The 22992-nt window shown below is 73.7% G+C and carries 18 protein-coding genes; 12 read left to right on the forward strand and 6 right to left on the reverse strand.

Going from position 1 to position 22992, the window contains the following annotated elements:
- Positions 1 to 3: 3 nt before the first annotated feature.
- Both ACFP1Z_RS27290 and ACFP1Z_RS27295 read right to left on the reverse strand, forming a co-directional pair.
- Positions 4 to 243, reverse strand: coding sequence for a hypothetical protein (locus ACFP1Z_RS27290; RefSeq protein WP_390320292.1), 240 nt, complete (start codon positions 241 to 243; stop codon positions 4 to 6).
- Positions 230 to 1597, reverse strand: a complete 1368-nt coding sequence (locus ACFP1Z_RS27295) for a PspC domain-containing protein (protein WP_390320294.1) — start codon at positions 1595 to 1597, stop codon at positions 230 to 232. The genes ACFP1Z_RS27290 and ACFP1Z_RS27295 overlap by 14 nt, the downstream gene beginning before the upstream one ends.
- A 247-nt stretch (positions 1598 to 1844) precedes the next feature.
- Here ACFP1Z_RS27295 and ACFP1Z_RS27300 point away from each other — a divergent pair, with 247 nt between their 5' ends.
- From ACFP1Z_RS27300 to ACFP1Z_RS27315, 4 genes are all read left to right on the forward strand, one after another.
- Complete coding sequence (locus ACFP1Z_RS27300; RefSeq protein WP_417801288.1) at positions 1845 to 3575, forward strand: serine/threonine-protein kinase; 1731 nt, start codon at positions 1845 to 1847, stop codon at positions 3573 to 3575.
- A 183-nt stretch (positions 3576 to 3758) separates the two neighbouring features.
- Positions 3759 to 5066 carry a PspC domain-containing protein gene (locus tag ACFP1Z_RS27305; protein WP_390320296.1) on the forward strand — a complete coding sequence of 436 codons (1308 nt, stop codon included), beginning with the start codon at positions 3759 to 3761 and terminating at the stop codon, positions 5064 to 5066.
- Positions 5063 to 5746 (forward strand): LuxR C-terminal-related transcriptional regulator, encoded by a 684-nt coding sequence (locus ACFP1Z_RS27310; RefSeq protein ID WP_390320297.1) that lies wholly within the window; start codon positions 5063 to 5065, stop codon positions 5744 to 5746. The genes ACFP1Z_RS27305 and ACFP1Z_RS27310 overlap by 4 nt, the downstream gene beginning before the upstream one ends.
- 129 nt (positions 5747 to 5875) lie before the next feature.
- Entirely contained in the window at positions 5876 to 6994 is a 1119-nt protein-coding gene (locus tag ACFP1Z_RS27315) for an alpha/beta hydrolase (RefSeq protein ID WP_390320298.1), read from the forward strand.
- A gap of 77 nt (positions 6995 to 7071) precedes the next feature.
- Here ACFP1Z_RS27315 and ACFP1Z_RS27320 read toward each other — a convergent pair whose 3' ends face one another.
- The gene (locus ACFP1Z_RS27320; RefSeq protein WP_390320299.1) at positions 7072 to 8154 is read right to left on the reverse strand and encodes a C40 family peptidase; all 1083 of its coding nucleotides are present in this window, start codon (positions 8152 to 8154) and stop codon (positions 7072 to 7074) included.
- A 352-nt stretch (positions 8155 to 8506) separates the two neighbouring features.
- Here ACFP1Z_RS27320 and ACFP1Z_RS27325 point away from each other — a divergent pair, with 352 nt between their 5' ends.
- Together ACFP1Z_RS27325 and pcrA are read left to right on the forward strand one after the other, a co-directional pair.
- Positions 8507 to 8860, forward strand: a complete 354-nt coding sequence (locus ACFP1Z_RS27325) for a hypothetical protein (RefSeq protein WP_390320300.1) — start codon at positions 8507 to 8509, stop codon at positions 8858 to 8860.
- 105 nt (positions 8861 to 8965) lie between these two features.
- Positions 8966 to 11446, forward strand: a complete 2481-nt coding sequence (gene pcrA, locus ACFP1Z_RS27330) for a DNA helicase PcrA (protein WP_390320301.1) — start codon at positions 8966 to 8968, stop codon at positions 11444 to 11446.
- A 40-nt stretch (positions 11447 to 11486) separates the two neighbouring features.
- Here the strand turns inward: pcrA and ACFP1Z_RS27335 are convergent, their stop codons facing one another.
- On the reverse strand, positions 11487 to 13088 hold the full coding sequence (locus ACFP1Z_RS27335) for a peptidoglycan DD-metalloendopeptidase family protein (RefSeq protein WP_390320302.1): 1602 nt from the start codon (positions 13086 to 13088) through the stop codon (positions 11487 to 11489).
- 269 nt (positions 13089 to 13357) lie between these two features.
- Positions 13358 to 14206: an esterase/lipase family protein gene (locus ACFP1Z_RS27340; RefSeq protein ID WP_390320303.1), complete on the reverse strand. Its 849-nt coding sequence runs from the start codon at positions 14204 to 14206 to the stop codon at positions 13358 to 13360.
- Between the two features lie 373 nt (positions 14207 to 14579).
- Here ACFP1Z_RS27340 and ACFP1Z_RS27345 point away from each other — a divergent pair, with 373 nt between their 5' ends.
- The 4 genes from ACFP1Z_RS27345 to ACFP1Z_RS27360 all read left to right on the forward strand — a co-directional run bounded on the left by ACFP1Z_RS27345 (position 14580) and on the right by ACFP1Z_RS27360 (position 19564).
- Complete coding sequence (locus ACFP1Z_RS27345; RefSeq protein ID WP_390320304.1) at positions 14580 to 14993, forward strand: cobalamin B12-binding domain-containing protein; 414 nt, start codon at positions 14580 to 14582, stop codon at positions 14991 to 14993.
- A gap of 226 nt (positions 14994 to 15219) precedes the next feature.
- On the forward strand, positions 15220 to 16401 hold the full coding sequence (sucC, locus tag ACFP1Z_RS27350) for an ADP-forming succinate--CoA ligase subunit beta (protein ID WP_390320306.1): 1182 nt from the start codon (positions 15220 to 15222) through the stop codon (positions 16399 to 16401).
- 21 nt (positions 16402 to 16422) lie between these two features.
- Positions 16423 to 17307, forward strand: coding sequence for a succinate--CoA ligase subunit alpha (gene sucD, locus ACFP1Z_RS27355; RefSeq protein ID WP_390320307.1), 885 nt, complete (start codon positions 16423 to 16425; stop codon positions 17305 to 17307).
- A gap of 169 nt (positions 17308 to 17476) precedes the next feature.
- The gene (locus ACFP1Z_RS27360) at positions 17477 to 19564 is read left to right on the forward strand and encodes a cell division protein PerM (RefSeq protein WP_390320308.1); all 2088 of its coding nucleotides are present in this window, start codon (positions 17477 to 17479) and stop codon (positions 19562 to 19564) included.
- A gap of 27 nt (positions 19565 to 19591) precedes the next feature.
- Here the strand turns inward: ACFP1Z_RS27360 and ACFP1Z_RS27365 are convergent, their stop codons facing one another.
- The gene (locus ACFP1Z_RS27365; RefSeq protein ID WP_390320309.1) at positions 19592 to 20386 is read right to left on the reverse strand and encodes a hypothetical protein; all 795 of its coding nucleotides are present in this window, start codon (positions 20384 to 20386) and stop codon (positions 19592 to 19594) included.
- Positions 20387 to 20727: 341 nt separating this feature from the next.
- Between ACFP1Z_RS27365 and purN the strand changes: the two genes are divergently transcribed.
- Together purN and purH are read left to right on the forward strand one after the other, a co-directional pair.
- Positions 20728 to 21351: a phosphoribosylglycinamide formyltransferase gene (gene purN / locus ACFP1Z_RS27370; protein ID WP_390320310.1), complete on the forward strand. Its 624-nt coding sequence runs from the start codon at positions 20728 to 20730 to the stop codon at positions 21349 to 21351.
- Positions 21348 to 22928, forward strand: a complete 1581-nt coding sequence (gene purH, locus ACFP1Z_RS27375) for a bifunctional phosphoribosylaminoimidazolecarboxamide formyltransferase/IMP cyclohydrolase (protein WP_390320311.1) — start codon at positions 21348 to 21350, stop codon at positions 22926 to 22928. Before purN ends, purH begins: the two co-directional genes overlap by 4 nt.
- Positions 22929 to 22992 lie beyond the last annotated feature (64 nt).

A 22992-nucleotide genomic window follows, 5' to 3' on the forward strand; every position in this document is an offset into this window, starting at 1 on the left:
TCCTCAGCGCGGGCCCGGCCCGTCCGGCCCCGTCGGCTCCGTGCCGCGCGAGCGGCGCCGCCGCATCAGATACGCGAGGAAGGAGACGGCCCCGGCCGCGCAGAAGCCGACGCCCAGAGCGGGCAGCAGCGCGAAGAAGGGGAAGTGCCAGACACCACGGGCCGCCGCGAGGTAGGCGGCGCAGCCGCCCAGCAGGACCAGCCCGACGACCAGCTTGCCCGGTTCGAACTCATGGCGTCGCATACGTCACCTGCACCTGACCGATACCGACCTTGAGCCGGACGTCCAGCGTGCCGTGCGAGGGCTGCCCGGCACGGGGCTCCAGCGTCAACTGCTTCTTCTGTCCGGGCCGCAGATCGACCTGGTCCCGGGCCTCGCCGGGCAGCCGGACGTCACCGATGCCCAGGTCGATGCTCAGCCGGGCCGTGGCGTTCGCGGGGACGACCAGCGTGAGCTGCCCCGCGCCGACCTCCGCGCTCGTGCGGACCGTGCCGCCCCCGCCCCCCTCGGGCAGGGCCAGGCCCGTCAGGTCGAGGACGCCCGTGCCGCTGCCGATCCGGTACTCGCTCTGCACGGCGGCCGTGGTCGTCGGGTGCCAGGTGGCGCGGGTCCAGTCGGCCGTCACCGACTTCGGCAGGGCGGCCGCCCCGGTCAGCAGCGCGGCCGTGAGCACGGCCGCGACCACAGTGCCGCCGCCCGTGCGGCCGTAGCAGGAGCTGACCACCATGCCGAGCCCGAAGACACCGAGCGCACAGGCCAGACCGATCTCCAAGGAGGTGCCCAGCGGATGGTGATGCCAGGTCAGACCGACACCGAGCGCGAGGGCGAGGAGGGCCGCCAGGAACGTCCAGCCGCCGAGCGGCCGGCCTGCGGCGGGCCGCCCGGCCGGCGGCCGCGCCGCCGCACGGTCCGCGCGCGGGGCCCCGGCGGGGGCGCCGGCCGTCGCGGCCGGGGCCTCCGGCCCGGCCGGGGCGGGGCTGTCGTCCGGCCCCCACAGATAGCCGGTGTGCGCGGCGCCCGTGCCGGGCGTGCCGGCGGCGCCGGGCCTGACGAGCGGGTCGCGCCACCACGACGGGGTGCCCGGCGCGGGCGGGGCCTGGGTCTCCGGGGGTGCCTCCATCGTCTTCTGGACGGCGGCGTCCTCCTGGCCCTCCGGCCTGCGGCGGTACTGCGACCAGTAGGCGGCCCCGGCCGTGGCTATGGTCAGCATCAGCGCGAACGACATCACGGCGCCGTTGTTGAGCATGGACAGGAACAGTCCGCAGCCCACCAGGGCGCACAGCACGGCCGTCAGCGCCGGACCCTCGACCCGCCCGGAGAGCAGCCTGCGGCCCTCGCTCTCGTCCTCGCCCTCCAGCGGGATCAGCAGCCACGCGAAGCCGTAGACGATCAGCCCGAGGCCACCGGCGACGGCGAGCACGCCCAGCACCACGCGGAAGATCACCGGGTCGAGGTCGAAACAGCGGCCGAGGCCGCCGCAGACGCCACCGACCACCTTGTGCTCCCGGCTGCGGCGCAGGGGCGGCCGGGCGGCCGGCGGATCACCGTGAACCGCGTCGGTCCGCCGCGCGTCCTCGCTGGTGGGTGTGTTGCTCATACGCACATGGTGTCAACCGGAAGGCGCCTGCGGCACATCTGACGACCCTGGCCGTTCCCTGAGATCGCCCCTGAGAAATTGCCGGATATCGTGACGTGTCGAACACATGCAGGGGAAACCGGAGGGGTGCAGGGTGTCTGAGTCAGTCCCGTCCGCGTCGGCGTCCCCGGCGTCCGGGCCCAGGCCGGGACCGGGTGCGCTGGTCGCCGGGCGCTACCGGCTGCTGGAGCGGGTCGGCCGCGGAGGCATGGGCACCGTGTGGCGGGCGGAGGACGAGCTGCTCGGCCGGCAGGTGGCCGTCAAGCGGCTCCGTGTCTCCCCGTACCTGGACGAGGACGACCTGGCCACCCTCTACGAGCGCACCCGCCGCGAGGCCCGCAGCGCCGCCCGGATCACGCACCCCAATGTGGTCGTCGTCCACGACGTCGTCGAGGACGAGGGCCTGCCGTGCATCGTCATGGAGTACGTGCCCTCGACGACACTCGGCGACGTCCTCAAGGAAGGCACCGTCACCCCTGACGAGGCGGCCCGGATCGGGCGCGGCATGATCGCGGCACTGCGGGCCGCGCACGCCGCCGGGGTGCTGCACCGCGACGTCAAACCCGGCAACGTCCTCCTCGGGGACAACGGGCGGGTCGTGCTCACCGACTTCGGCATCGCCCGGTCCACCGGCACCTCGACGCTGACCAAGACCGGCGAGATGGTCGGTTCCATCGACTACATCGCCCCCGAGCGGGTCAAGGGCGCCAGACCGGGCCCGGCCTCCGACCTGTGGGCGCTGGGCGCGACCCTGTACGAGGCGCTGGAGGGGCAGCCCCCGTTCCGCAGGGACACGGCCGTCGAGACGGCGTACGCGATCGTCATGGACCCCCTGCCGCCCCCGCGCCGGGCGGGGGAGCTGACCCGGCTCGTCGAGACGCTCCTGGCCAAGGAGCCGGACCTGCGGCCCCCGGCCGAACTGGCCGAACAGATCCTGCGGGAGCCCGCGGCGCGGCCGCCGACGGCCCGCATGGCCGTGCCGGACGCGGACCGCGCACCCTCCCCGGCCGCGCCGGAACCCGAGGGCGCGGAAGCCGCCGCCGGGCCCGAGGCCGCCGGGCCGGCCGGCCCCGTCCGCGGCGAGGACGCCGCGCGTGCGGACGCGGAGGCGCCCGCCGCCGCGGTCCCGCAGCCCGACGCGGCCACCGGCACGACGGCGGCGGCGACGGCGGCGACGGCGGCGACCGCGCCCACGGTCCCGGTGCCCGGTGCGGCCTCCGGGCCCTCCGCGGCCGGGGGCGAGCGGACGGCGGCCGAGGCCGCGCGAGCAGCAGCCGACGGCACGGCCGCGAGCGGCGGCACCCGCAAGAGCCGTGCCCTGCTGTGGGGTTCGGCGGCCGTCGTCGCCGCGGCCGTGCTCGCGGGCGGCGCGTACTTCCTGATACCGGGCTCCGGCACCGACGACGGCTCCGGCACCACGGCCGCCCCCCGGCCGGCGGAGGAGTCCGGGGGCGGCCGCACCGCGTCGGCGTCCCCGGCCGCCGAACCCGTGGCCGTGCCTCCCGGCTACCGGCTGGCGGAGGAGAAGAAACTCGGCTTCTCCGTACCGGTGCCGGGCGGCTGGGCCCGCGAGGCCAAGTCGCCCGGGGAGATCAACTACCTCTCGCCCGACGGCCTCGTCGGTCTCAAGATCAACGTGCGGGAGAACGCGAGCGCCGACCACCTCCAGCACTGGAAGGAGGTCGAGAAGGAAGTCCGCAAGAAGGTCGACAGGTACCAGCTGCGCGGCATGCAGGCGACCACCCACCGGGGAGAGCCGGCGGCGCTGTGGGAGTTCGGCTTCCAGGGGCGCGCCCGCTCCTGGCGGGCCGTCGACCTCGGCTTCGGGCGTCCGGGCGGCACGGAGTACGCGATCTACCTGAGCGCGCCGGAGGAGCAATGGGACAGGTACCGTCCCGTCTTCGAGGCCGCCCGCGACGGATTCCGCCCGCACCGCTGAGCGGGCTCGGCGGAGCCCGGTGCGGTTCCCCGGCGAAGCCCGGTGCGGTTCGGCCCCGAAAGGGCGTGGTGCTGTACCGGCGCAGCGCTCGGCGCCCGCCCGGCCGATTCCCCGGGTCTTCCCCGGGTCCCGTCAGGGACGACCCTGATACCCCGACCGCCCCCGACATGTGACGATCGGACCATGACCAGCCCGACACCGACGCAGCCCCGTGCCGGAGGCGCCTGCGCGCCGCCCGCCGACGGCCCCCCACTGCGCAGGCTCTACCGCAGTGCCGAGGGGCGGATGCTCGGTGGCGTGGCGCGCGGTCTCGCCGGCCACCTGGGGGTGCCCGTCTCCTGGGTGCGCACCGTCTTCCTCGCGCTGCTGCTGGCCCAGGGCATGGGCGCGGTGCTGTACGCGGTGTTCTGGTTCGTGGTGCCGCTCGGCGTCGGCGGGGTGGAAGTGCCGCGCCCGGCGCCCGCCCCGGCCGACGCCGACGGGCGCCGGCGACTGTTCGTCCGCAAGCCCGAGGCGGGCCAGGTCCTCGCCCTCGTCGCGCTCGTCATCGGCGCCGCGATCTTCGCCGACAATCTCCACCTCGGCCGCGCCAACGCCTATATCTGGCCGCTGGTCCTCATCGGCGCCGGCGTGGCCCTGGTGTGGCGGCAGGCCGACAACGCCCGCCGCGCCCACTGGATGGAGGTCGGCCGCCGCAAGCGTGTCCTGCCGCTCGCCCGGGGCGCGGCCGGAGTGGCCCTCGCCGGCATCGGTGTCACCGGCATCGTCGTGCTCCAGGGCTCGGCCGAGCGCCTGGGCACGGTCCTGCAGGCCTCCCTCGCCGTGCTGGTCGGCATAGCGCTGCTCATAGGCCCCTCGCTCGTGCGCATGGCCCAGGACCTCTCCGCCGAGCGCACGATGCGCATCCGCGCCCAGGAGCGCGCCGAGGTCGCCGCCCACGTCCACGACTCCGTGCTGCACACCCTCACCCTGATCCAGCGCAACGCCGAGGACGCTCGCGAGGTCGCCCGCCTCGCCCGCGCCCAGGAGCGGGAGCTGCGGGCCTGGCTGTACCGGCCGGAGGGCCGGGGCAAGGACGAGGCCGAGGAGCCCGAGACCCTCGCCGAGGCCGTCAAGGCGGCCGCCGCCGAGGTCGAGGACCACCACGGGGTGCCCATCGAGGTCGTCGTGGTGGGCGACTGCCCCCTCGACGAGCGGCTCGGCGCACAGATGCAGGCCGCCCGCGAAGCCATGGTCAACGCCGCCAAGTACGGTGGCGAGGGCGGTGCCGTCCAGGTCTACGCCGAGGTCGAGGGGCACACGGTCTTCGTCTCCGTGCGCGACCGCGGACCCGGCTTCGACGTGGACGCGGTGCCCGAGGACCGGATGGGCGTCCGTGAATCCATCATCGGCAGGATGCAGCGCAACGGCGGCACGGCGAGACTGCGCTCCGTGCCCGGTGGGGGAACCGAAGTGGAGCTGGAAATGGAGAGGGCGGAGAAGACGTCATGACGACCGAGGAGACGGCGGAGCGCCGGGTGCGGGTGGTGCTGGTCGACGACCACCGGATGTTCCGCACGGGCGTGCAGGCCGAGATCGGGGCCACGGAGCGGACGGGCGTCGAGGTTGTCGGCGAGGCCGCCGACGTCGACCAGGCGGTCACGGTCATCACCGCGACCCGCCCCGAGGTCGTCCTGCTGGACGTGCATCTGCCCGGCGGCGGCGGGGTCGAGGTGCTGCGGCGCAGCGCCGCGCTGATGGCGGACGCGGAGCGGCCGGTGCGTTTCCTCGCGCTGTCCGTCTCCGATGCCGCGGAGGATGTCATCGGTGTCATTCGCGGCGGGGCGCGCGGCTATGTCACCAAGACCATCACCGGCACGGATCTGGTCGACGCGGTCTTCCGGGTCAAGGAGGGCGACGCGGTGTTCTCGCCGCGCCTGGCCGGCTTCGTCCTCGACGCCTTCGCGTCCAGCGACGCCCCGCCGGTCGACGAGGACCTCGACCGGCTCACCCAGCGCGAGCGCGAGGTGCTGCGGCTCATCGCCCGGGGCTATGCCTACAAGGAGATCGCCAAGCAGCTGTTCATCTCGGTGAAGACGGTGGAGTCGCACGTCTCGGCCGTGTTGCGGAAGCTGCAGCTGTCCAACCGCCACGAGCTGACCCGCTGGGCGACGGCCAGGCGCCTGGTCTGACCCGGGGCACGCAGGGGGGAAGAAGCGGAACCCGGAGGGCTCGCGGGCCATCTACATCGGACGAAAGGCTCTCGTCCGCAGGGCCGGCCGGGGCCCGCTCCGGGGCCAGACTTCCGAAACGAGAGCTCGATGAGTCTGACGGGAACGCCGTTCCTCCTGACCGCGATCGCGCTGGTCGTGCTCGCCCTCGCGCTGCCGCTGGCGCTGTGGACGAAGGTGCGCGGCCCCGGGCTCGTACGGCAGGCCGCGCGGCTGGTCATGCTGCTGTTCGCGCAGGCCACCGCGATCGTCATGGTCTTCGTGCTGGTCAACAACGCCAACGGTCTCTTCGACACCTGGGGCGATCTGCTGGGCACCGGCGATCACGTCAAGGCGGCGGCCGACCTCGGTCCGGACGGTACGGGCGGCAAGTCGCTCGCCGAGGAGCCGAAGGTGCGCCAGCCGTTCCGGCCCGCCTCCGATGCGCGTATGGGGCCGGGCGTGCAGGAGACCCAGCTCAAGGGCCGGGTCTCGGGCGTCGAGGGCGAGGTGTACGTGTGGCTGCCGCCGCAGTACGACGACCCGGCCTACAAGGACAGGAAGTTCCCGGTCGTGGAGGTGCTGCCGGGCTTCCCGGGCTCGGCCAAGGCCTGGTTCGGCACGCTGGAGGTCAACACCCAGCTCAAGCCGATGATGGAGAAGGGCGAGATCGCCCCGTTCATCGTCGTCGCGCCCCGCACCACGCTCCTCGGCGACGTCGACACCGGCTGCGCGAACGTCCCCGGCAAGGTCAACGCCGACACCTGGCTGAGCGTCGACGTCCGCAAGATGGTCGTCGACACCTTCCGGGCCTCCGACAAGCCCGAGGGCTGGGCCGTCGCCGGCTACTCGGCGGGCGCCCACTGCGCCGCGAGGCTGGCCGTCGCCCACCCCGACCGCTACCGGGCCGGTGTCGGCCTGTCCGGCTACAACGACCCCGGTGCCGAGTCCGCCTCCCTCACCGCGAAGACCCCCGAACTGCGCGACGCGAACAACCCCTTGAAGATGCTGCAGCACGCCGCGACCCCGCCGCACGTGGCCCTGTTCCTCTCCGGTGCCAAGGGCGACGGCTACGAGGGCGGGCTGGCCGTGAAGCAGGCCGCCAAGCCCCCGACGACGGTGCAGGTGGTGCAGGTCCCCGACGGGGCGGGCGGGCACGGCACGGCCGTGTGGAAGCGGCAGGTCCCCGACGTCTTCCGCTGGCTGACCCAGCAGCTCAAGGCCGGCTGACCCAGCAGCTCAAAGCCGGCTGATCCGGCGGACCGCCCGGAGCCGACTCGCCCCGGCCGGGCGCTCACTCCGGGCGCTCACTCCGGCCGGGACGCCCCGGCGAACGGCATCTGGTCGATGGGCGCGATGCGCACCGGCGCTCCCGGGTGCGGGGCGTGGATCATCCTGCCGTCGCCGATGTAGAGGCCGACGTGGCTGACACCGGAGTAGAAGAACACCAGGTCGCCCGGGGCGAGTTGACTCCTGGCGATGCGCCGGCCGGCGTCGATCTGCGTATAGGTGGTGCGCGGCAGCGACACCCCGGCGGCCTGCCAGGCGGCCTGGGTCAGCCCGGAGCAGTCGAACGCCCCGGGGCCGGTCGCCCCCCACACGTACGGCTTGCCCAGCGCCGAGTACGCGAAGGCCACGGCCCGGGCCGCGCGCTCCGTCGGGGCCCGTGTGCCCGGGGCGGGCAGGGCGTGGGCGGCGGTCCGCAGCACCGCCGACGGGACGTCGGAAGCGTCGTCCGCGCCGTCGCCCCGTTCCGCGGTCTCCCGGTCGTCCTGCGGCAGCCGGGCCAGCAGGCGCCGGGCGTCGGCCAGCTTCGCCTCGATGGTGCGCTTGTGCCGGGCGAGCGCCTCCTGGCGGCTCCTGAGCTCGGCGAGCCGGGCGTCGGCGGTGGCCCGCACCCGGCGCACGCCGCGCAGCCCGTGCTCGTAGCGGCCGAGCGCGGCGGACTGCTCGCTGCCCGCGCGGTCGGCCAGCTCGGCCTGCTCCAGGAAGCGCTCGGGCGAGGACGACAGCAGCAGCCGTACGGTCGCGGGGATGCCGCCGTCGCGGTACTGGGCCGCGGCGTAGGCGCCCAGGGCGTCGCGGGCCGCGTTCAGCTGCCGGGTGCGGCGGGCGGCCTCGTCCCGCAGCCGCTCCAGCGCCGCCTCGACGCGGTCGGCCTGCTCCTTCGCCCCGTTGTACTGCTCGGTGGCCTCCTCGGCCTGCCGGTAGGAGCGGTCGACCTCGGCCCGCAGCTGCGCGGGGGCCGGGCGGCCCGCCGCGTGCCCGACGCCCGTCGGCGCGGTGGCGGTGGCGGCCCCGGCCAGGGCGAGCGTGGCCGCCGTGCGCACGGTGCCGGAGGCGAGCGGATGCTGTCTGGGCTTGCGGTGCGTGGCCACCTCGGCCGTCACTTCCTTCCACCTGCGTCTGCTGCCCGCCGTCGGCGCGCCCCGGGCCGGTGGGACCCGGTGGCGCCGTCCGCACGGTGGCCGGAGGCGGTCCGGACGAGGGGGGAGCGAACGGACCGCCACCGTCTTGGGGAGGACGCTAAACCGGCGGCCGACGCAGGTACGGGCATGACCACTAGTGGCCGGAATCGGCCGTGGCGTGACCGCTGGTGACCGTCCCGCTCGCGGTCGCGCGGACGGATACATCCGGCGCCTGACCGAAGCCGCGTTCCTGCCGCGCTCCGCCACCGACAGCTGCTATGCGGCCCGGGGCTCCCGCCGGGCGCGCGGTCCCCGCCGGTTAGGGTCGTGCCTCATGGACGTACTGATTCACGCCGTCGTCGGCCTGCACATCATCGGCATCGCCGCCCTCCTCGGCGGCTTCATGACCCAGATGAAGGCCATGGGCAAGGGCACGGCGCGCATGGTCCCCGCGATGCTGCACGGCGCGCTGACCATGCTGGTCACCGGCGTGGCGCTGGTGGGCCTGCACCAGGGCCAGGGCGACACCGTCAACACCGTCAAGATCGGCGTGAAGCTCGCGCTGCTCGTCGTGATCCTCGGTCTGGTCTACGTCAAGCGCGACGAGGAGAAGGTCGCCCCCGCCGCTTTCGGTACGGTCGGCGCGCTGACCGCGACGAACGTCTTCATCGCCGTCCTGTGGGTGTGACCGCGGCACTCGCGCCCGCGTGACCTCCGCTTTTTTCGTGGGGGAGCGGGAAGTTGCCGGGAGGCGGGACCGGCTGTCGGTGCGGCGGCCTAGACTCGGGAGGCGATGAGCAGCCTCTTTGACGACAGCTTCCTGGCGGACCTCGGCCCTGCGGACGAGGAGCTCCCCCCGCCGCCCGAGGGCGAGACCCCGGAGCCGGTTCCGCACGACCTCTTCGGCGGCGCCTTCGACGCGCCGGTGCCGCGCGAGGCGTACTACCGCGACGGCGCGCCGCGCCCCGCAGTGGACCCGGCCGCGCTGCTGGAGGGGATGAACGAGCAGCAGCGTGCCGCCGTCGTGCACACCGGCTCGCCGCTGCTCATCGTCGCCGGCGCGGGCTCCGGCAAGACCCGGGTGCTCACCCACCGCATCGCCCACCTGCTGGGCTCCCGGGGCGTGCACCCCGGCCAGATCCTCGCGATCACCTTCACCAACAAGGCCGCGGGCGAGATGAAGGAGCGCGTCGAGCAGCTCGTCGGCCCGCGCGCGCACGCGATGTGGGTGATGACCTTCCACAGCGCGTGCGTGCGGATCCTGCGCCGCGAGAGCAAGAAGCTCGGCTTCACCTCCTCCTTCTCGATCTACGACGCCGCCGACTCCAAGCGGCTCATGGCGCTCGTCTGCCGGGATCTGGACCTCGACCCCAAGAAGTTCCCGCCGAAGTCCTTCAGCGCGAAGATCTCCAACCTCAAGAACGAGCTCATCGACGAGGAAGCCTTCGCGGCCAAGGCCGCTGGGGGCACCTCCCAGACGGAGTCTGGGGGAGGGTTCGAGAAGACGCTCGCCGAGGCGTACACGATGTACCAGCAGCGGCTGCGCGAGGCCAACGCGCTGGACTTCGACGACATCATCATGACCACGGTGCACCTGCTGCAGGCGTTCCCGGATGTCGCCGAGCACTACCGGCGCCGCTTCCGGCACGTCCTGGTCGACGAGTACCAGGACACCAACCACGCGCAGTACACGCTGGTCCGTGAGCTCGTCGGCACGCCGGAGACCGCCCCCGAGGGGCCCGCCGAGCTGTGCGTCGTCGGTGACGCCGACCAGTCCATCTACGCCTTCCGCGGCGCGACGATCCGCAACATCCTCCAGTTCGAGGAGGACTATCCGGACGCCACCACGATCCTGCTGGAGCAGAACTACCGCTCCACGCAGACGATCCTCAATGCCGCCAACGCCGTCATCGAGCGCAACGAGAACCGCCGCCCGAAGAACCTGTGGACCCAGGCCGGCGCGGGCGCGTCCATCACCGGCTATGTCGCCGACACCGAGCACGACGAGGCGCAGTTCGTCGCCGACGAGATCGACCGGCTCACCGACGCGGGCGAGGCGAAGGCCGGCGACGTCGCCGTCTTCTACCGCACCAACGCCCAGTCCCGTGTCTTCGAGGAGATCTTCATCCGCGTCGGCCTGCCCTACAAGGTCGTCGGCGGGGTGCGCTTCTACGAGCGCAAGGAGGTCCGTGACGTCCTGGCCTATCTGCGGGTGCTGGCCAACCCCGAGGACGGCGTGCCGCTGCGGCGCGTCCTCAACGTGCCCAAGCGCGGCATCGGCGAGCGCGCCGAGGCGATGATCGACGCGCTGGCGCAGCGCGAGCGGATCAGCTTCGCGCAGGCGCTGCGCCGCGTCGACGAGGCGTACGGCATGGCGGCCCGCTCGGCCAACGCGGTCAAGCGCTTCAACGCCCTGCTGGAGGAGCTGCGGACGGTCGTCGAGTCCGGCGCCGGCCCCGCGACCGTCCTGGAGGCGGTCCTGGAGCGCACCGGCTACCTCGCCGAACTGCAGGCGTCCACCGACCCGCAGGACGAGACCCGCATCGAGAACCTTCAGGAACTCGCCGCCGTGGCCCTGGAGTTCGAGCAGGAGCGCGGCGAGGACGAGCCGGGCACGCTCGCGGACTTCCTGGAGAAGGTGGCGCTCGTCGCCGACTCCGACCAGATCCCCGACGAGGACCCGGACGGCACCGGCGTCATCACGCTGATGACCCTGCACACCGCGAAGGGCCTGGAGTTCCCGGTCGTCTTCCTCACCGGCATGGAGGACGGCGTCTTCCCGCACCTGCGGGCCCTGGGCCAGACCAAGGAGCTGGAGGAGGAGCGCCGCCTCGCCTACGTGGGCATCACCCGGGCCCGCGAGCGGCTGTACGTGACGCGGTCGGGCATGCGCAGCGCGTGGGGCCAGCCCTCCTACAATCCGCCGTCGCGGTTCCTGGAGGAGATCCCCGAGCAGTACGTGGAGTGGCGGCGTACGGGCCCGGTGGCGCCGCCGCCGTCCGCGCCGGCGTCCTCCGGAGGTCTCTCCGGCGGCGGCATCGTCTCCGGTTTCGGCTCCCGCAAGGCGGGTCCGTCCGGCTTCGCCACGCGGCGGGCGAAGGACCGGCCGGTGGTGTCCCTGGCGATCGGCGACCGCGTCACGCACGACTCGTTCGGGCTCGGCACGGTCGTCGCGGTCAAGGGCAGCGGCGACAACGCGGAGGCGACGATCGACTTCGGCGACGAGAAGCCGAAGCGGCTGCTGTTGCGGTACGCGCCGGTGGAGAAGCTCTAGCGGTTCCGGTGGCGGCGGGGCCCCGTGTCGGGGCGCCCCATCACGTCGGGTCCAGGTCGTGGTTGCGCAGCCACGGCAGCGGGTCGACGGCCGAGCCGCCGGGCCGTACCTCGAAGTGCAGGTGCGGGCCGGTGGAGTTGCCGGAGTTGCCGGAGTAGGCGATGACGTCCCCGGCCTTGACCTTGCCCGAGCGGACCCGGGTGCTGCTCAGGTGGCAGTACCAGGTCTCGGTGCCGTCCGGCGATGTCACTATGGCCATGTTGCCGTAGGCCACGTTGTACTGGGTGCGGACGGTGCCGTCGGTGGCGGCCATGACGGGCGTGCCGTAGCCGACGGGGAAGTCGATGCCGGTGTGCACCGACATCCAGTTGACGCCGGCCTGTCCGAAGTACGCGCTGAGCCCGTGCTGGTTGACGGGGAGGACGAACTTGGGGCGCTCGGCCTCCTTGCGCGCCGCCTCTTCCTCCTTGCGTTTGCGCTCCTCCTCCTGGCGTGCCTTGAGGTCGATGCGCTCCTGGGTGCGGTTCGCGCGCGTCGCGAAGTCGTTGGCGCCCTGGCTGAGTCCGGCGAGCTGGGTGTCGAGTTTGCTGTTGGCCAGGGAGGCCACGGCGGAGGTGTCCGGGGCGGCGGCGGTCTGCGTGTGCTTGACCGGATCGCCCTGCCCGCCGGAGACGGAGGCGGCCGCGATCCCGGCGACCCCTATGACGGCCGCCGAGGGCACGGCGACGGTCAACAGGGCCTTGCGGCGCGGGCGGTAGCCGGTGCGGGAGGCGGCACCCCTGCGGCGGCCGTGGCCGGCCGGCCCGGCCGGCCCGTCGTCGTGGCCGCTGTCGTCGCGGCCGCCGTCGCGGCGCGGCGGGGGGACGAGCCCGGAGAACGCCTCCATGGTCCGGGTCTCGGCGGCGGCGATCTCCTCCGCCGTGCCGCCGGTGCCCTCGGCCGTGGCCCCGTCGGGTGCGGTGGCCGCGAAGGGGCTCGTGAGGTCGACCATCAGTGTCGGCTCGTGCGGCACCTCGCCGGAGGGGCCGGGGTCGCCGAGGGTCGTGTACGCGCCGGTGTCCCAGGTCTGTGTCCGGGCGCCGGTGTCCGTGCCCCAGGCCGGGGTCTGCTCCCAGGCGCCGGTGTCCCAGGCGGGGAAGCTGTCGCCGGTGAACCAGCTCCGCTCCGGCTCCTGCCCGCCGGCCTGCGTGGGGAAGGGGAGTCCGGTGCTGCTGTCGCCGTTCCAGCCGGTCTGGTCGTGGTGGCCCCAGCCGGAGGTGTCGTAGGAGACCTGTGTGCTGTTCCAGTTGCCGGTGTCCCACAGGTGGCCCGCCGTGGTGTCCCACTGCCCGGTCTGCCCTTGGCCGCTGTCGCCGAATTCCCAGAACTGCGTCTGGCCGGTGGCGCCGTGATACGGGTCGGTGCCCGCGAGCTGTCCCCAACTGCCGCTGCCGCCACTCCAGTCGGCCGCGGCGCCGTGACCCCAGGAGGCTCCGGTGTCCCAGTTCTGTCCCGGGGTGTGGCCCCAGGTGGTGTCGTGGCCGTCCGGCACGGCGTAGCCGTGCTGCGTGCCCTGCTGCTCGTACGACGTGTAGCGCCCGTAGGAGACATCCTGCGCGGGACCGGCCGGGCCGGGGCCCGCCGACGGGTGACGGTCGTTCACCACCACTTCTCTTTCGCCTCGGGAGCAGGAGAATTAGCGGCGACTGTAGCGGGCACTATGGGATGGCGACAATCTTCGTCACGTTTCGGACGTTCGTGGGAAGGGAATTTAGCCGCCTTTCGGTGGACTGAACCCTGATGGATCGATTTGGCGTTCGGATTCAGTTCGATTCTTTTCGAGTTGAGGCGGACTTTTCTCGCGAACCGGGCCGCTCTCCCCGGGCCGTACGCTGAAGGGTCAGGCCGCGTAAGGCCTGGACCCCTGAAGGGTCAGGCCACCGACACCGCGCCCGCGGCCCCCGTCGCGGGCCGGCGCGTGGTCAGCGCCTGGCGGATGCCCGCCACGACCTGTCCGTGCACCGGCAGTGCCAGATGCCCCACGCCCGTCACCCGCACATTGCGGGCGTCGAGATCCGGGTGCTCGATGCGCGCGGTCTCCACCGGAACCATGATCTGGTCCAGGTCGCTCCAGAAACCAATGAAATGCGTGGCGCATCCGGGCGCGGGCGCGGCGAGTTCCGTCACGACATCGGAGGCCGGGCGCATCTGCCGCGCCAGGGGGTGCAGGGAAATCAGTGACGCGAGACGGGTGCCGTGGTGCGGGGTGCCGAGCGTGACCAGGGTCCGTACCCGGCTGTCGCCGCCGAGACGCTGCACGTAGTAACGGGCGATCAGACCGCCCAGGCTGTGGCCCACGATGTCGACGCGCTCCCGGCCCGTGCGCGCGCACAGCCCGTCGACGTGCAGGGCGAGGTGGGCGGCCGCCCTGCGCACATCGCGGGTCAGCGGGGAGAAGTTGAGGCAGTCGACGTCCTGCCAGCCGTGCCGGTGCAGCGAGCGGCGCAGCAGCACGAAGACCGAGCGGTTGTCGGCGAAGCCGTGCAGCAGCAGCACCGGCAGCCTGTCCCCGTCCGCCTCGCCGTCCTCCCGTGCCGGCGACGCGTCGTGTGCTGCCGGTGGCGGGGGCGGGGGTCTGCGCTCCTGCCGCACGCCCGTCGGGTAGACGAGCAAGTGCCCGGCGAGGATGGCGAGTTCGAGCGCGGTCGAGCGGACGAGCACCGCAGAGGGGCGCAGCAGCGCGCAGAGAATGCCGAGAAGAGGCAAGGGCAGGGCACTCATGGCCGACCTCCCGATGGCACACAGAAGGCGGCGGCGTGCCCCCGTGCGCACTCACGGGCAGCCGAACGGTCTGCCGCACCGCTGCGCCGGGCGGCTGACGGCACAGTGGTGCGGCGACCTCGTCGCGGCTCCCCTCGCTACCGCCCGGTGATCCGCGACCCGCGGGGACCCGGGTGGTACGACGACCCGTGTGACGCGGAAGGGCGGGGGCGGTGCGCAGCGAACGTGTTGTCCCACGTGTGATTTCCCCAACGCTCTCCTCCGCGAAACGACCGGGTGCGGGATGCTGGGGATAACGTTCGTTCACCTTCCCGGGCCCACAGTCCGGGGCACCTCGTGGCAGCCCGCCGGCAGCCGTATTCGGGAGGCAGTGATGGGAGTGACCGGTCCGATCCGCGTGGTGGTGGCCAAGCCGGGGCTCGACGGGCACGACCGCGGGGCGAAGGTCATCGCACGCGCGCTGCGCGACGCCGGTATGGAGGTCATCTACACCGGGCTGCACCAGACGCCGGAGCAGATCGTGGACACCGCGATCCAGGAGGACGCCGACGCGATCGGCCTGTCCATCCTCTCGGGCGCGCACAACACCCTCTTCGCGCGGGTCGCCGAGCTGCTGCGGGAGCGCGACGCGGCGGACATCCTGCTCTTCGGCGGCGGCATCATCCCCGAGGAGGACATCCCCCCGCTCAAGGCGCTGGGGGTGGCGGAGATCTTCACGCCGGGCGCGACGACGGCGTCCATCGTGGAGTGGGTCACCGCGCACGTCCGTCAGCCCACCGACGCCTGATCGTCGGACGCGGTCCGCCGTCGGCTCCTTCTGTGAGCGTAATCACGGCTTGAGTGTGACCTGTGATTTAGGGAGCTCCGCCCGGCGGGGATAACCTGCGAGACGGACATGCCGCGTCAACGGTGAACGTGTGCCGCCCTCGTCATAGATCGCGTCCTCACGCTGCCGCGCGGCACGCCCGCGCAGACAACGAACCGCGATATCCATGGAAAAGGGACGGACGCGCGTGGACCTGTTCGAGTACCAGGCGAGGGACCTCTTCGCCAAGCACGGTGTACCGGTGCTGGCCGGTGAAGTCATCGACACGCCTGAGGCGGCGCGCGAGGTGACCGAGCGGCTGGGCGGCAAGGCCGTCGTCAAGGCGCAGGTGAAGGTCGGCGGCCGCGGCAAGGCCGGTGGCGTGAAGCTGGCCGCCTCCCCGGACGAGGCGGTCGAGAAGGCCGGCCAGATCCTCGGCATGGACATCAAGGGCCACACGGTCCGCAAGGTCATGCTCGCCGAGACGGCGGACATCAAGGAGGAGTACTACGTCTCCTTCCTGCTGGACCGCACCAACCGCACCTTCCTGGCCATGGCGTCCGTCGAGGGCGGCATGGACATCGAGGAGGTCGCGGCCACCAAGCCCGAGGCGCTCGCCAAGGTGCCGGTGGACGCCAACGAGGGCGTGACCGAGGCCAAGGCCCGCGAGATCATCGAGACCGCCAAGTTCCCCGCGGAGATCGCGGACGGCATGGTCGAGGTCCTGCAGAGCCTGTGGACCGTCTTCGTCAAGGAGGACGCCCTCCTCGTCGAGGTCAACCCGCTGATCAAGAGCGGTGAGGGCAAGCTCATCGCGATCGACGGCAAGGTCTCCCTGGACGACAACGCCGACTTCCGCCAGCCGGGCCACGCGGAGCTCGAGGACAAGGCCGCGGCCAACGCGCTGGAGGCCGCCGCCAAGGCCAAGGGCCTGAACTACGTCAAGCTCGAAGGCGAGGTCGGCATCATCGGCAACGGCGCGGGTCTCGTGATGAGCACCCTCGACGTCGTCGCCTACGCCGGTGAGAACCACGGTGGCGTCAAGCCCGCCAACTTCCTCGACATCGGTGGCGGCGCCTCCGCCGAGGTGATGGCGAACGGCCTGGAGATCATCCTGGGCGACCCGGACGTGACGTCCGTCTTCGTCAACGTCTTCGGTGGCATCACCGCCTGCGACGAGGTCGCCAACGGCATCGTGCAGGCCCTGAAGCTGCTCGCCGACAAGGGCGAGAACGTCACCAAGCCGCTGGTCGTGCGCCTCGACGGCAACAACGCGGAGCTGGGTCGCAAGATCCTGTCCGACGCCAACCACCCGCTCGTGCAGCGCGTGGACACCATGGACGGCGCGGCCGACAAGGCTGCCGAGCTGGCCGCGGCCGCGGCGAAGTAAGGGACGAGGACTCCAACAACCATGGCTATCTTCCTCACCAAGGACAGCAAGGTCATCGTCCAGGGGATGACCGGCGCCACGGGCATGAAGCACACCCGGCTGATGCTCGGTGACGGCACCAACATCGTCGGCGGCGTGAACCCGCGCAAGGCCGGCACCTCCGTCGACTTCGACGGCACTTCGGTCCCGGTCTTCGGCTCCGTCGCCGAGGCGATGGAGAAGACCGGTGCCGACGTCACCGTCGTCTTCGTGCCGCCGGCCTTCGCCAAGGCCGCCGTGGTCGAGGCCATCGACGCGGGCATCGGCCTGGCCGTCGTGATCACCGAGGGCATCGCGGTCCACGACTCCGCCGCCTTCTGGGCCTACGCGCAGTCCAAGGGCAACAAGACCCGCATCATCGGCCCGAACTGCCCCGGTCTGATCACCCCGGGCCAGTCCAACGCCGGCATCATCCCGGGCGACATCACCAAGCCCGGCCGGATCGGCCTGGTCTCCAAGTCCGGCACGCTGACCTACCAGATGATGTACGAGCTGCGCGACATCGGCTTCTCGTCCTGCGTCGGCATCGGCGGCGACCCGGTCATCGGCACCACGCACATCGACGCGCTCGCCGCGTTCGAGGCCGACCCCGACACCGACCTCATCGTGATGATCGGTGAGATCGGCGGCGACGCCGAGGAGCGGGCCGCGGACTTCATCAAGGCCAACGTCACCAAGCCGGTGGTCGGTTACGTGGCCGGCTTCACCGCGCCCGAGGGCAAGACGATGGGCCACGCCGGCGCGATCGTCTCCGGCTCCTCCGGCACCGCGCAGGCGAAGAAGGAGGCCCTGGAGGCCGCGGGCGTCAAGGTCGGCAAGACCCCGTCCGAGACCGCCCGCCTCGCCCGTGAGGCGCTGGCCGGCTGACCGTGAGCCGCGCCGCCTGACCTGACGGTCCGGCACCCGTGGGCCCGTACCCCCGTCAAGGGGTGCGGGCCCGCGACCGTTTCAGGGCGACTGGCTCCGGTTTTGTGCCATCTGAGGCGACACGACGGCTATTTCGCGATACCGGCCGTTGCGCCCTGTTGTTGGCAGCATGGCCCCCGTGACCCAATATGCCGACCACAGCCCGCCGTTGTCGCCGCTGTCCTCGCGCGGCCGGTCCAGGGGCGGCCCGGGCCGCCCGCCCCTGACGGGCACGGTCTTCCTCGGCGGCATGGTCGCCGCGGGCCTGGGGCTGGGCACCTTCGCCGTCCTCGTCCTGCTGCTGTGGATCATCTCCCCGTACCCCGACGGCGGCCCCGCCGGGGCGCTGCGTGTGGCCGTCGACGTGTGGCTGCTCGCGCACGGCGCCGACCTCGTGCGCACCGAGACCCTCTCGGGCGTGCCCGCGCCGATCGGACTGACCCCCCTGCTGCTGACCGTGCTGCCCTGCTGGCTGCTGTACCGGGCCGCGCGCGGCGCCCTGGAGCCGCGCGAGGAACTCGGCGCACCGGCCCTCGACGACCCCTTCGCCGACCTCCTGCGCGACGACGACGGCGCGGACGGCGGTACGGACGCGGGTACGGACGACGGCGCCCCCGACCACGACGACGGCCGCGCCGCACCGGGCACGGGCGGCACCCGCCGCGAGCCCGGGGCGCGCCCGGCGCTGCCCGTCCCCCCGCGCACCGCCGTCCTCGCTCTCGTCGGCGGCTATCTCGCGGTCGCCGCGGCCGCCGCGCTCTACGCCTTCTCCGGGCCCGTACGGGTCGACCCGCTCAGCGCGCTGCTGCATCTGCCGCTGCTGGCCGGGGCCTCCGCCGCCGTCGGCGTGTGGGCGGCGGCGGGCTGCCCGAGCGCGCTCCCGGAACCCCTGCGCAGGGCCGTGGGCGGGCTCCCCAAGGGCGTACGGGGCTGCTTCACGCGCCCCCGGCTCGCCGCGGCGGTACGGGCCGCGGCGGCGGGCCTGACCGTGCTGCTCGCCGGCGGCGCGCTGCTGGTGGCCGGCTCCCTGGCCGTGCACGCGGGCGCCGCCCGCGACGCCCTGCTCCAGCTGACCGTCGCCTGGTCCGGCCGCGCGGCCGTGCTGCTGCTGTGCGTGGCGCTGCTGCCGAACGCCGTGGTGTGGGCCGCGGCCTACGGGCTGGGGCCCGGCTTCCTCGTCGGCGCCGGCAAGGTGGTGGCCCCGCTGGCGGTGGCCGGCTCCCCGGGGCTGCCGCGCTTCCCGCTGTTCGCCGCGTTCCCCGCGCCCGGGGTGCCGGGCCCGTGGGCGCTCGGGGTCGCCACGGCCGTACCCGCGGCGGCGGGCGTCGCCCTCGCGTACGGGGCCGTACCGCGCCGGGCCGCGGCCCTGAACACCTCCAGGACGCTGGAGACGGCCGTGACCGCCCTGCTCGGCTCCGTGCTGTGCGCCCTGGGCGCGGCCCTGCTGGCGTACGGGGCCTCGGGCGCGCTCGGCAACGACACCCTCGCCGCCTTCGGCCCCCCGTGGCGGCCCGCGGCGGCCGCGGCCTTCGCCTGGACCGCCGCGCTGGGCGTCCCGGGCGCGGTCGTCGTGCGCTGGCACCGCCGGCGCGCCCTGCGCCGGGGGAAACGGGACGGCACGCTCGTACCGGCCTGGTGCCGGGGCGCGGTGGCCGCGCTCGGCGTGCCGCCCCTGCCGCGGGCGGCGGCGGGGCGGGAACGGCACCGCCCGGCCGCCGCGCCCCGGGGCGGCTGGTGGACGGGGGCGGCGGCCTGGCTGGGCTTCGCGGCGGGCGGTCAGGCCCGGCCGGCCCCCGCCGCGCGTCCCGCGCGCGACACTCCCGTCGCCCCGCACGGGGACGGCGGGACCCGGCCCGTCGACGTGCTGCCGGTACGGCCCTCGCCCGAGGGCACCACCGGGCAGCGCCCGGCCCCCGACCCGGCCGCGCCCGTACGGCCCGGCCCCGGGGCGGGCGAGCGGCCGCGCCGCTGGGCGCGCTGGTGGGGCGGACCGGGGAAGGCGGCCCCGGGAGGGAAGGCGAGGGCGGGGCGGGGCCGGCACGGCCGCCCGGCCCGCGAGGCCGCGAGCCGGGCCGGGGGCGTCCCCGAAGGGGTGCGCGCTCCGGACTCCTGGCACGACTCGGGCTCCCGGCGGGCCCGTTGGGCGGCGATGCGGGAGTCCGGTGGCGGCCTGGTCCCGGAGTTCGACCCCATGGACGTGCCGGGCCCGGACGACTGACGCCGGACGGGGCCCGGCCGCGGCGGCTCAGTCCTGCTGCTTGAGGATCGGCCGCAGCTGCTTGGGCAGGTGCGTCTCGCAGGACTGGCGGGAGGTCTGGGTCAGGGCGTCGTCCACGCACGTGTAGTAGTCGCTGTAGACGACCTTGAAGACGAAGGTCGCGGCGACGATCGCCAGGGCGAGGCCGCCGGTGACCAGACCGCTGACCGCCGCCGTCGTCTGCGGACGGAAGCCGCCCTGCGCGGGCTGCGGTGCCGGGGTCTCCGGATCGGGGCGTACGGGCTTCCCCCGCAGGGAACTGACGCCCCAGTAGACCGACAGCGCGCCCAGGAGCAGGGCGATCTCGGGGACGCCGAACAGGGCGAAGAAGAACCCCCACATACCGGCCAGCAGCGCGTAGCGCGCCCGCCGCTGGGCCGGGTCGGAGGGGTCCCAGCGCGGCCCGGCCGGACGGCCGGGCGACGGCTGCTGCGGCGGGCCGCCGAAGCCGCCCTCGTGCCGGCCCGGCTGCCGGCTGCTCCACTGGCTGCCCCAGGCCGGCGGCTGCTCGCCGCCCTCCCCGCCGCCGGAGCCTTCGGAGCCACCGGAGCCGCCGGTGTCCTCCCCCTGCTGTCCGGCGGGCCGGCGGCGCGGCTGCCACGGCTGGTCGGGACGGCCCTCGGGCGGCGGCGCGAAGGGGTTGTCCCGCTGCTCGTCGGGGGACGCGGGCTTGCGCTCGGGCGACATGCGGGCGGTCCGCGCCGCGGCGGGCCCGGCGGACGGAGCGGCCGCCGTGGCCGGCGGCGGAAGGCGGTGAGCCGCGAGGCGGCGTCGGTCCGGCATGTGGAGTGTGTCTTCCCCTTGTGTGGTCGTTCCCGCACGCCCCCGGCACCCGGCCCGGCGCCTCCCTGGCGCACCGGCCGTACACCACGGCGTACTGCACACCGAACGTACGGCGTCGCGCAGGGATTCCGCGCGCTTCGTCCGCGCATTCCGTGCGCTGTCCCCAGACGCTACCTTCCGCGCACGCCCCCGTCCCGTGGGGGCCGTTGCCCGTGCCGGTATCGTTGCTGGCGGTCGGCGGCTTCGTAGAGTCCCCCGTATCCGGGGACCCTTGTGTCTCGTACGACCGTACAAAGCACCGACCACGAGCTTCGCCAGAACCCGCGAGAAAGGGCCCCGCCGTGGCCTCCCCGCTCCCCGCCCGCCTCGTCGTCCTCGTCTCCGGCTCCGGTACGAACCTGCAGGCCCTGCTCGACGCGATCGCCGCCGACCCGGAGGGCTACGGCGCCCGCGTGGTCGCCGTGGGCGCCGACCGCGAGGGCATCGCGGGGCTGGAGCGCGCCGAGCGGGCCGGGCTGCCGACCTTCGTGTGCCGGGTGCGGGACCACCCCTCGCGAGAGGCGTGGGACCACGCGCTGACCGAGGCCACCGCCGCCCACGAGCCGGACCTCGTGGTCTCCGCGGGCTTCATGAAGATCGTGGGCAAGGAGTTCCTGGCCCGTTTCGAGGGGCGGGTGGTCAATACCCACCCCGCCCTGCTCCCCAGCTTTCCCGGGGCCCACGGGGTGCGCGACGCGCTCGCGTACGGCGCCAAGGTCACCGGGTGCACCGTCCACTTCGTCGACGACGGCGTCGACACCGGCCCGATCATCGCGCAGCGCGTGGTCGAGATCCGGGACGAGGACGACGAGGCCGCTCTCCACGAGCGGATCAAGGAAGTCGAGCGAGCCCTGCTCGTCGACGTCGTGGGGCGGCTGGCCCGCCACGGCTACCGCATAGAGGGACGAAAGGTAAGGATCCCGTGACCGCCGAAGGCAGAATCCCCGAGGGTACGCAGCGGCCCGTGCGCCGCGCGCTCGTCAGCGTCTACGACAAGACCGGGCTGGAGGAGCTGGCCCGAGGGCTCGCGGCGGCGGGCGTCGAGCTCGTCTCGACGGGCTCGACGGCCGCGCGGATCGCCGCCGCCGGGGTGGCCGTGACCAGGGTCGAGGAGCTGACCGGCTTCCCCGAGTGCCTGGACGGCCGCGTGAAGACCCTGCACCCGCGCGTGCACGCCGGCATCCTCGCCGACCAGCGCCTCGACGCGCACCGCGCGCAGCTCGCCGAGCTGGGCGTCGAGCCCTTCGAGCTCGTCGTGGTGAACCTCTACCCGTTCCGGGAGACCGTCGCCTCGGGCGCGGACCCCGACGCCTGCGTCGAGCAGATCGACATCGGCGGCCCCTCGATGGTGCGCGCCGCCGCCAAGAACCACCCCTCCGTCGCCGTGGTCGTCAACCCCGGCCGCTACCAGGACGTCCTCAAGGCCGTCGCCGACGGCGGCTTCGACCTGGAGCAGCGCAAGCGGCTGGCGGCCGAGGCCTTCCAGCACACGGCCGCCTACGACGTGGCCGTCGCCGACTGGTTCGCCTCCGGCTACGCCGCGGCGGACGACAGCGGCTTCCCCGACTTCACCGGCGCCACCTTCTCCCGCGCGAACGTGCTGCGCTACGGCGAGAACCCGCACCAGGCCGCCGCCCTCTACACCGACGGCTCCGGCTCCGGGCTCGCCGCCGCCGAGCAGCTGCACGGCAAGGAGATGTCGTACAACAACTACGTCGACACCGAGGCCGCGCGCCGGGCGGCCCACGACCACGACGAGCCCTGCGTCGCCATCATCAAGCACGCCAACCCCTGTGGTATCGCGGTGGGTTCGGACGTCGCCGAGGCGCACCGCAAGGCGCACGCGTGCGATCCGCTGTCCGCGTTCGGCGGCGTCATCGCCGTCAACCGGCCGGTGTCGGTGGCGATGGCCGAGCAGGTCGCGGAGATCTTCACCGAGGTGATCGTGGCCCCCGGCTACGAGGACGGCGCCGTCGAGGTGCTGGCCCGCAAGAAGAACATCCGCGTGCTGCGCTGCCCCGAAGCCCCCACCGCCGTCCGGGAGTTCCGCCCCGTCGAGGGCGGGCTGCTCGTCCAGGCCAAGGACCGGCTGCAGGCCGAGGGCGACGACCCGGCCACCTGGACGCTCGCCAGCGGCGAGCCCCTCTCCGCCGGCGAACTGGCCGGACTCGCCTTCGCCTGGCGGGCCTGCCGCGCCGTGAAGTCCAACGCGATCCTGCTCGCCAAGGACGGGGCCACGGTCGGCGTCGGCATGGGCCAGGTCAACCGCGTCGACTCCGCGAAGCTGGCCGTCCAGCGGGCCGGCGAGGAGCGGGCACGCGGCTCGTACGCGGCCTCCGACGCGTTCTTCCCGTTCCCCGACGGGCTGGAGGTGCTGACCGCTGCGGGCGTACGGGCCGTGGCGCAGCCGGGCGGTTCGGTGCGCGACGCGGAGGTCGTGGAGGCGGCGAAGGCGGCGGGCGTGACGATGTACTTCACGGGGACGCGGCACTTCTTCCACTGACGGCTGCCGGGCCCGGAAAGGCCGGAGGCCCGGACCCCCGCATGGGGTCCGGGCCTCCGGCTCC

Source organism: Streptomyces gamaensis, assembly GCF_042656465.1.
Classification (GTDB): domain Bacteria; phylum Actinomycetota; class Actinomycetes; order Streptomycetales; family Streptomycetaceae; genus Streptomyces; species Streptomyces gamaensis.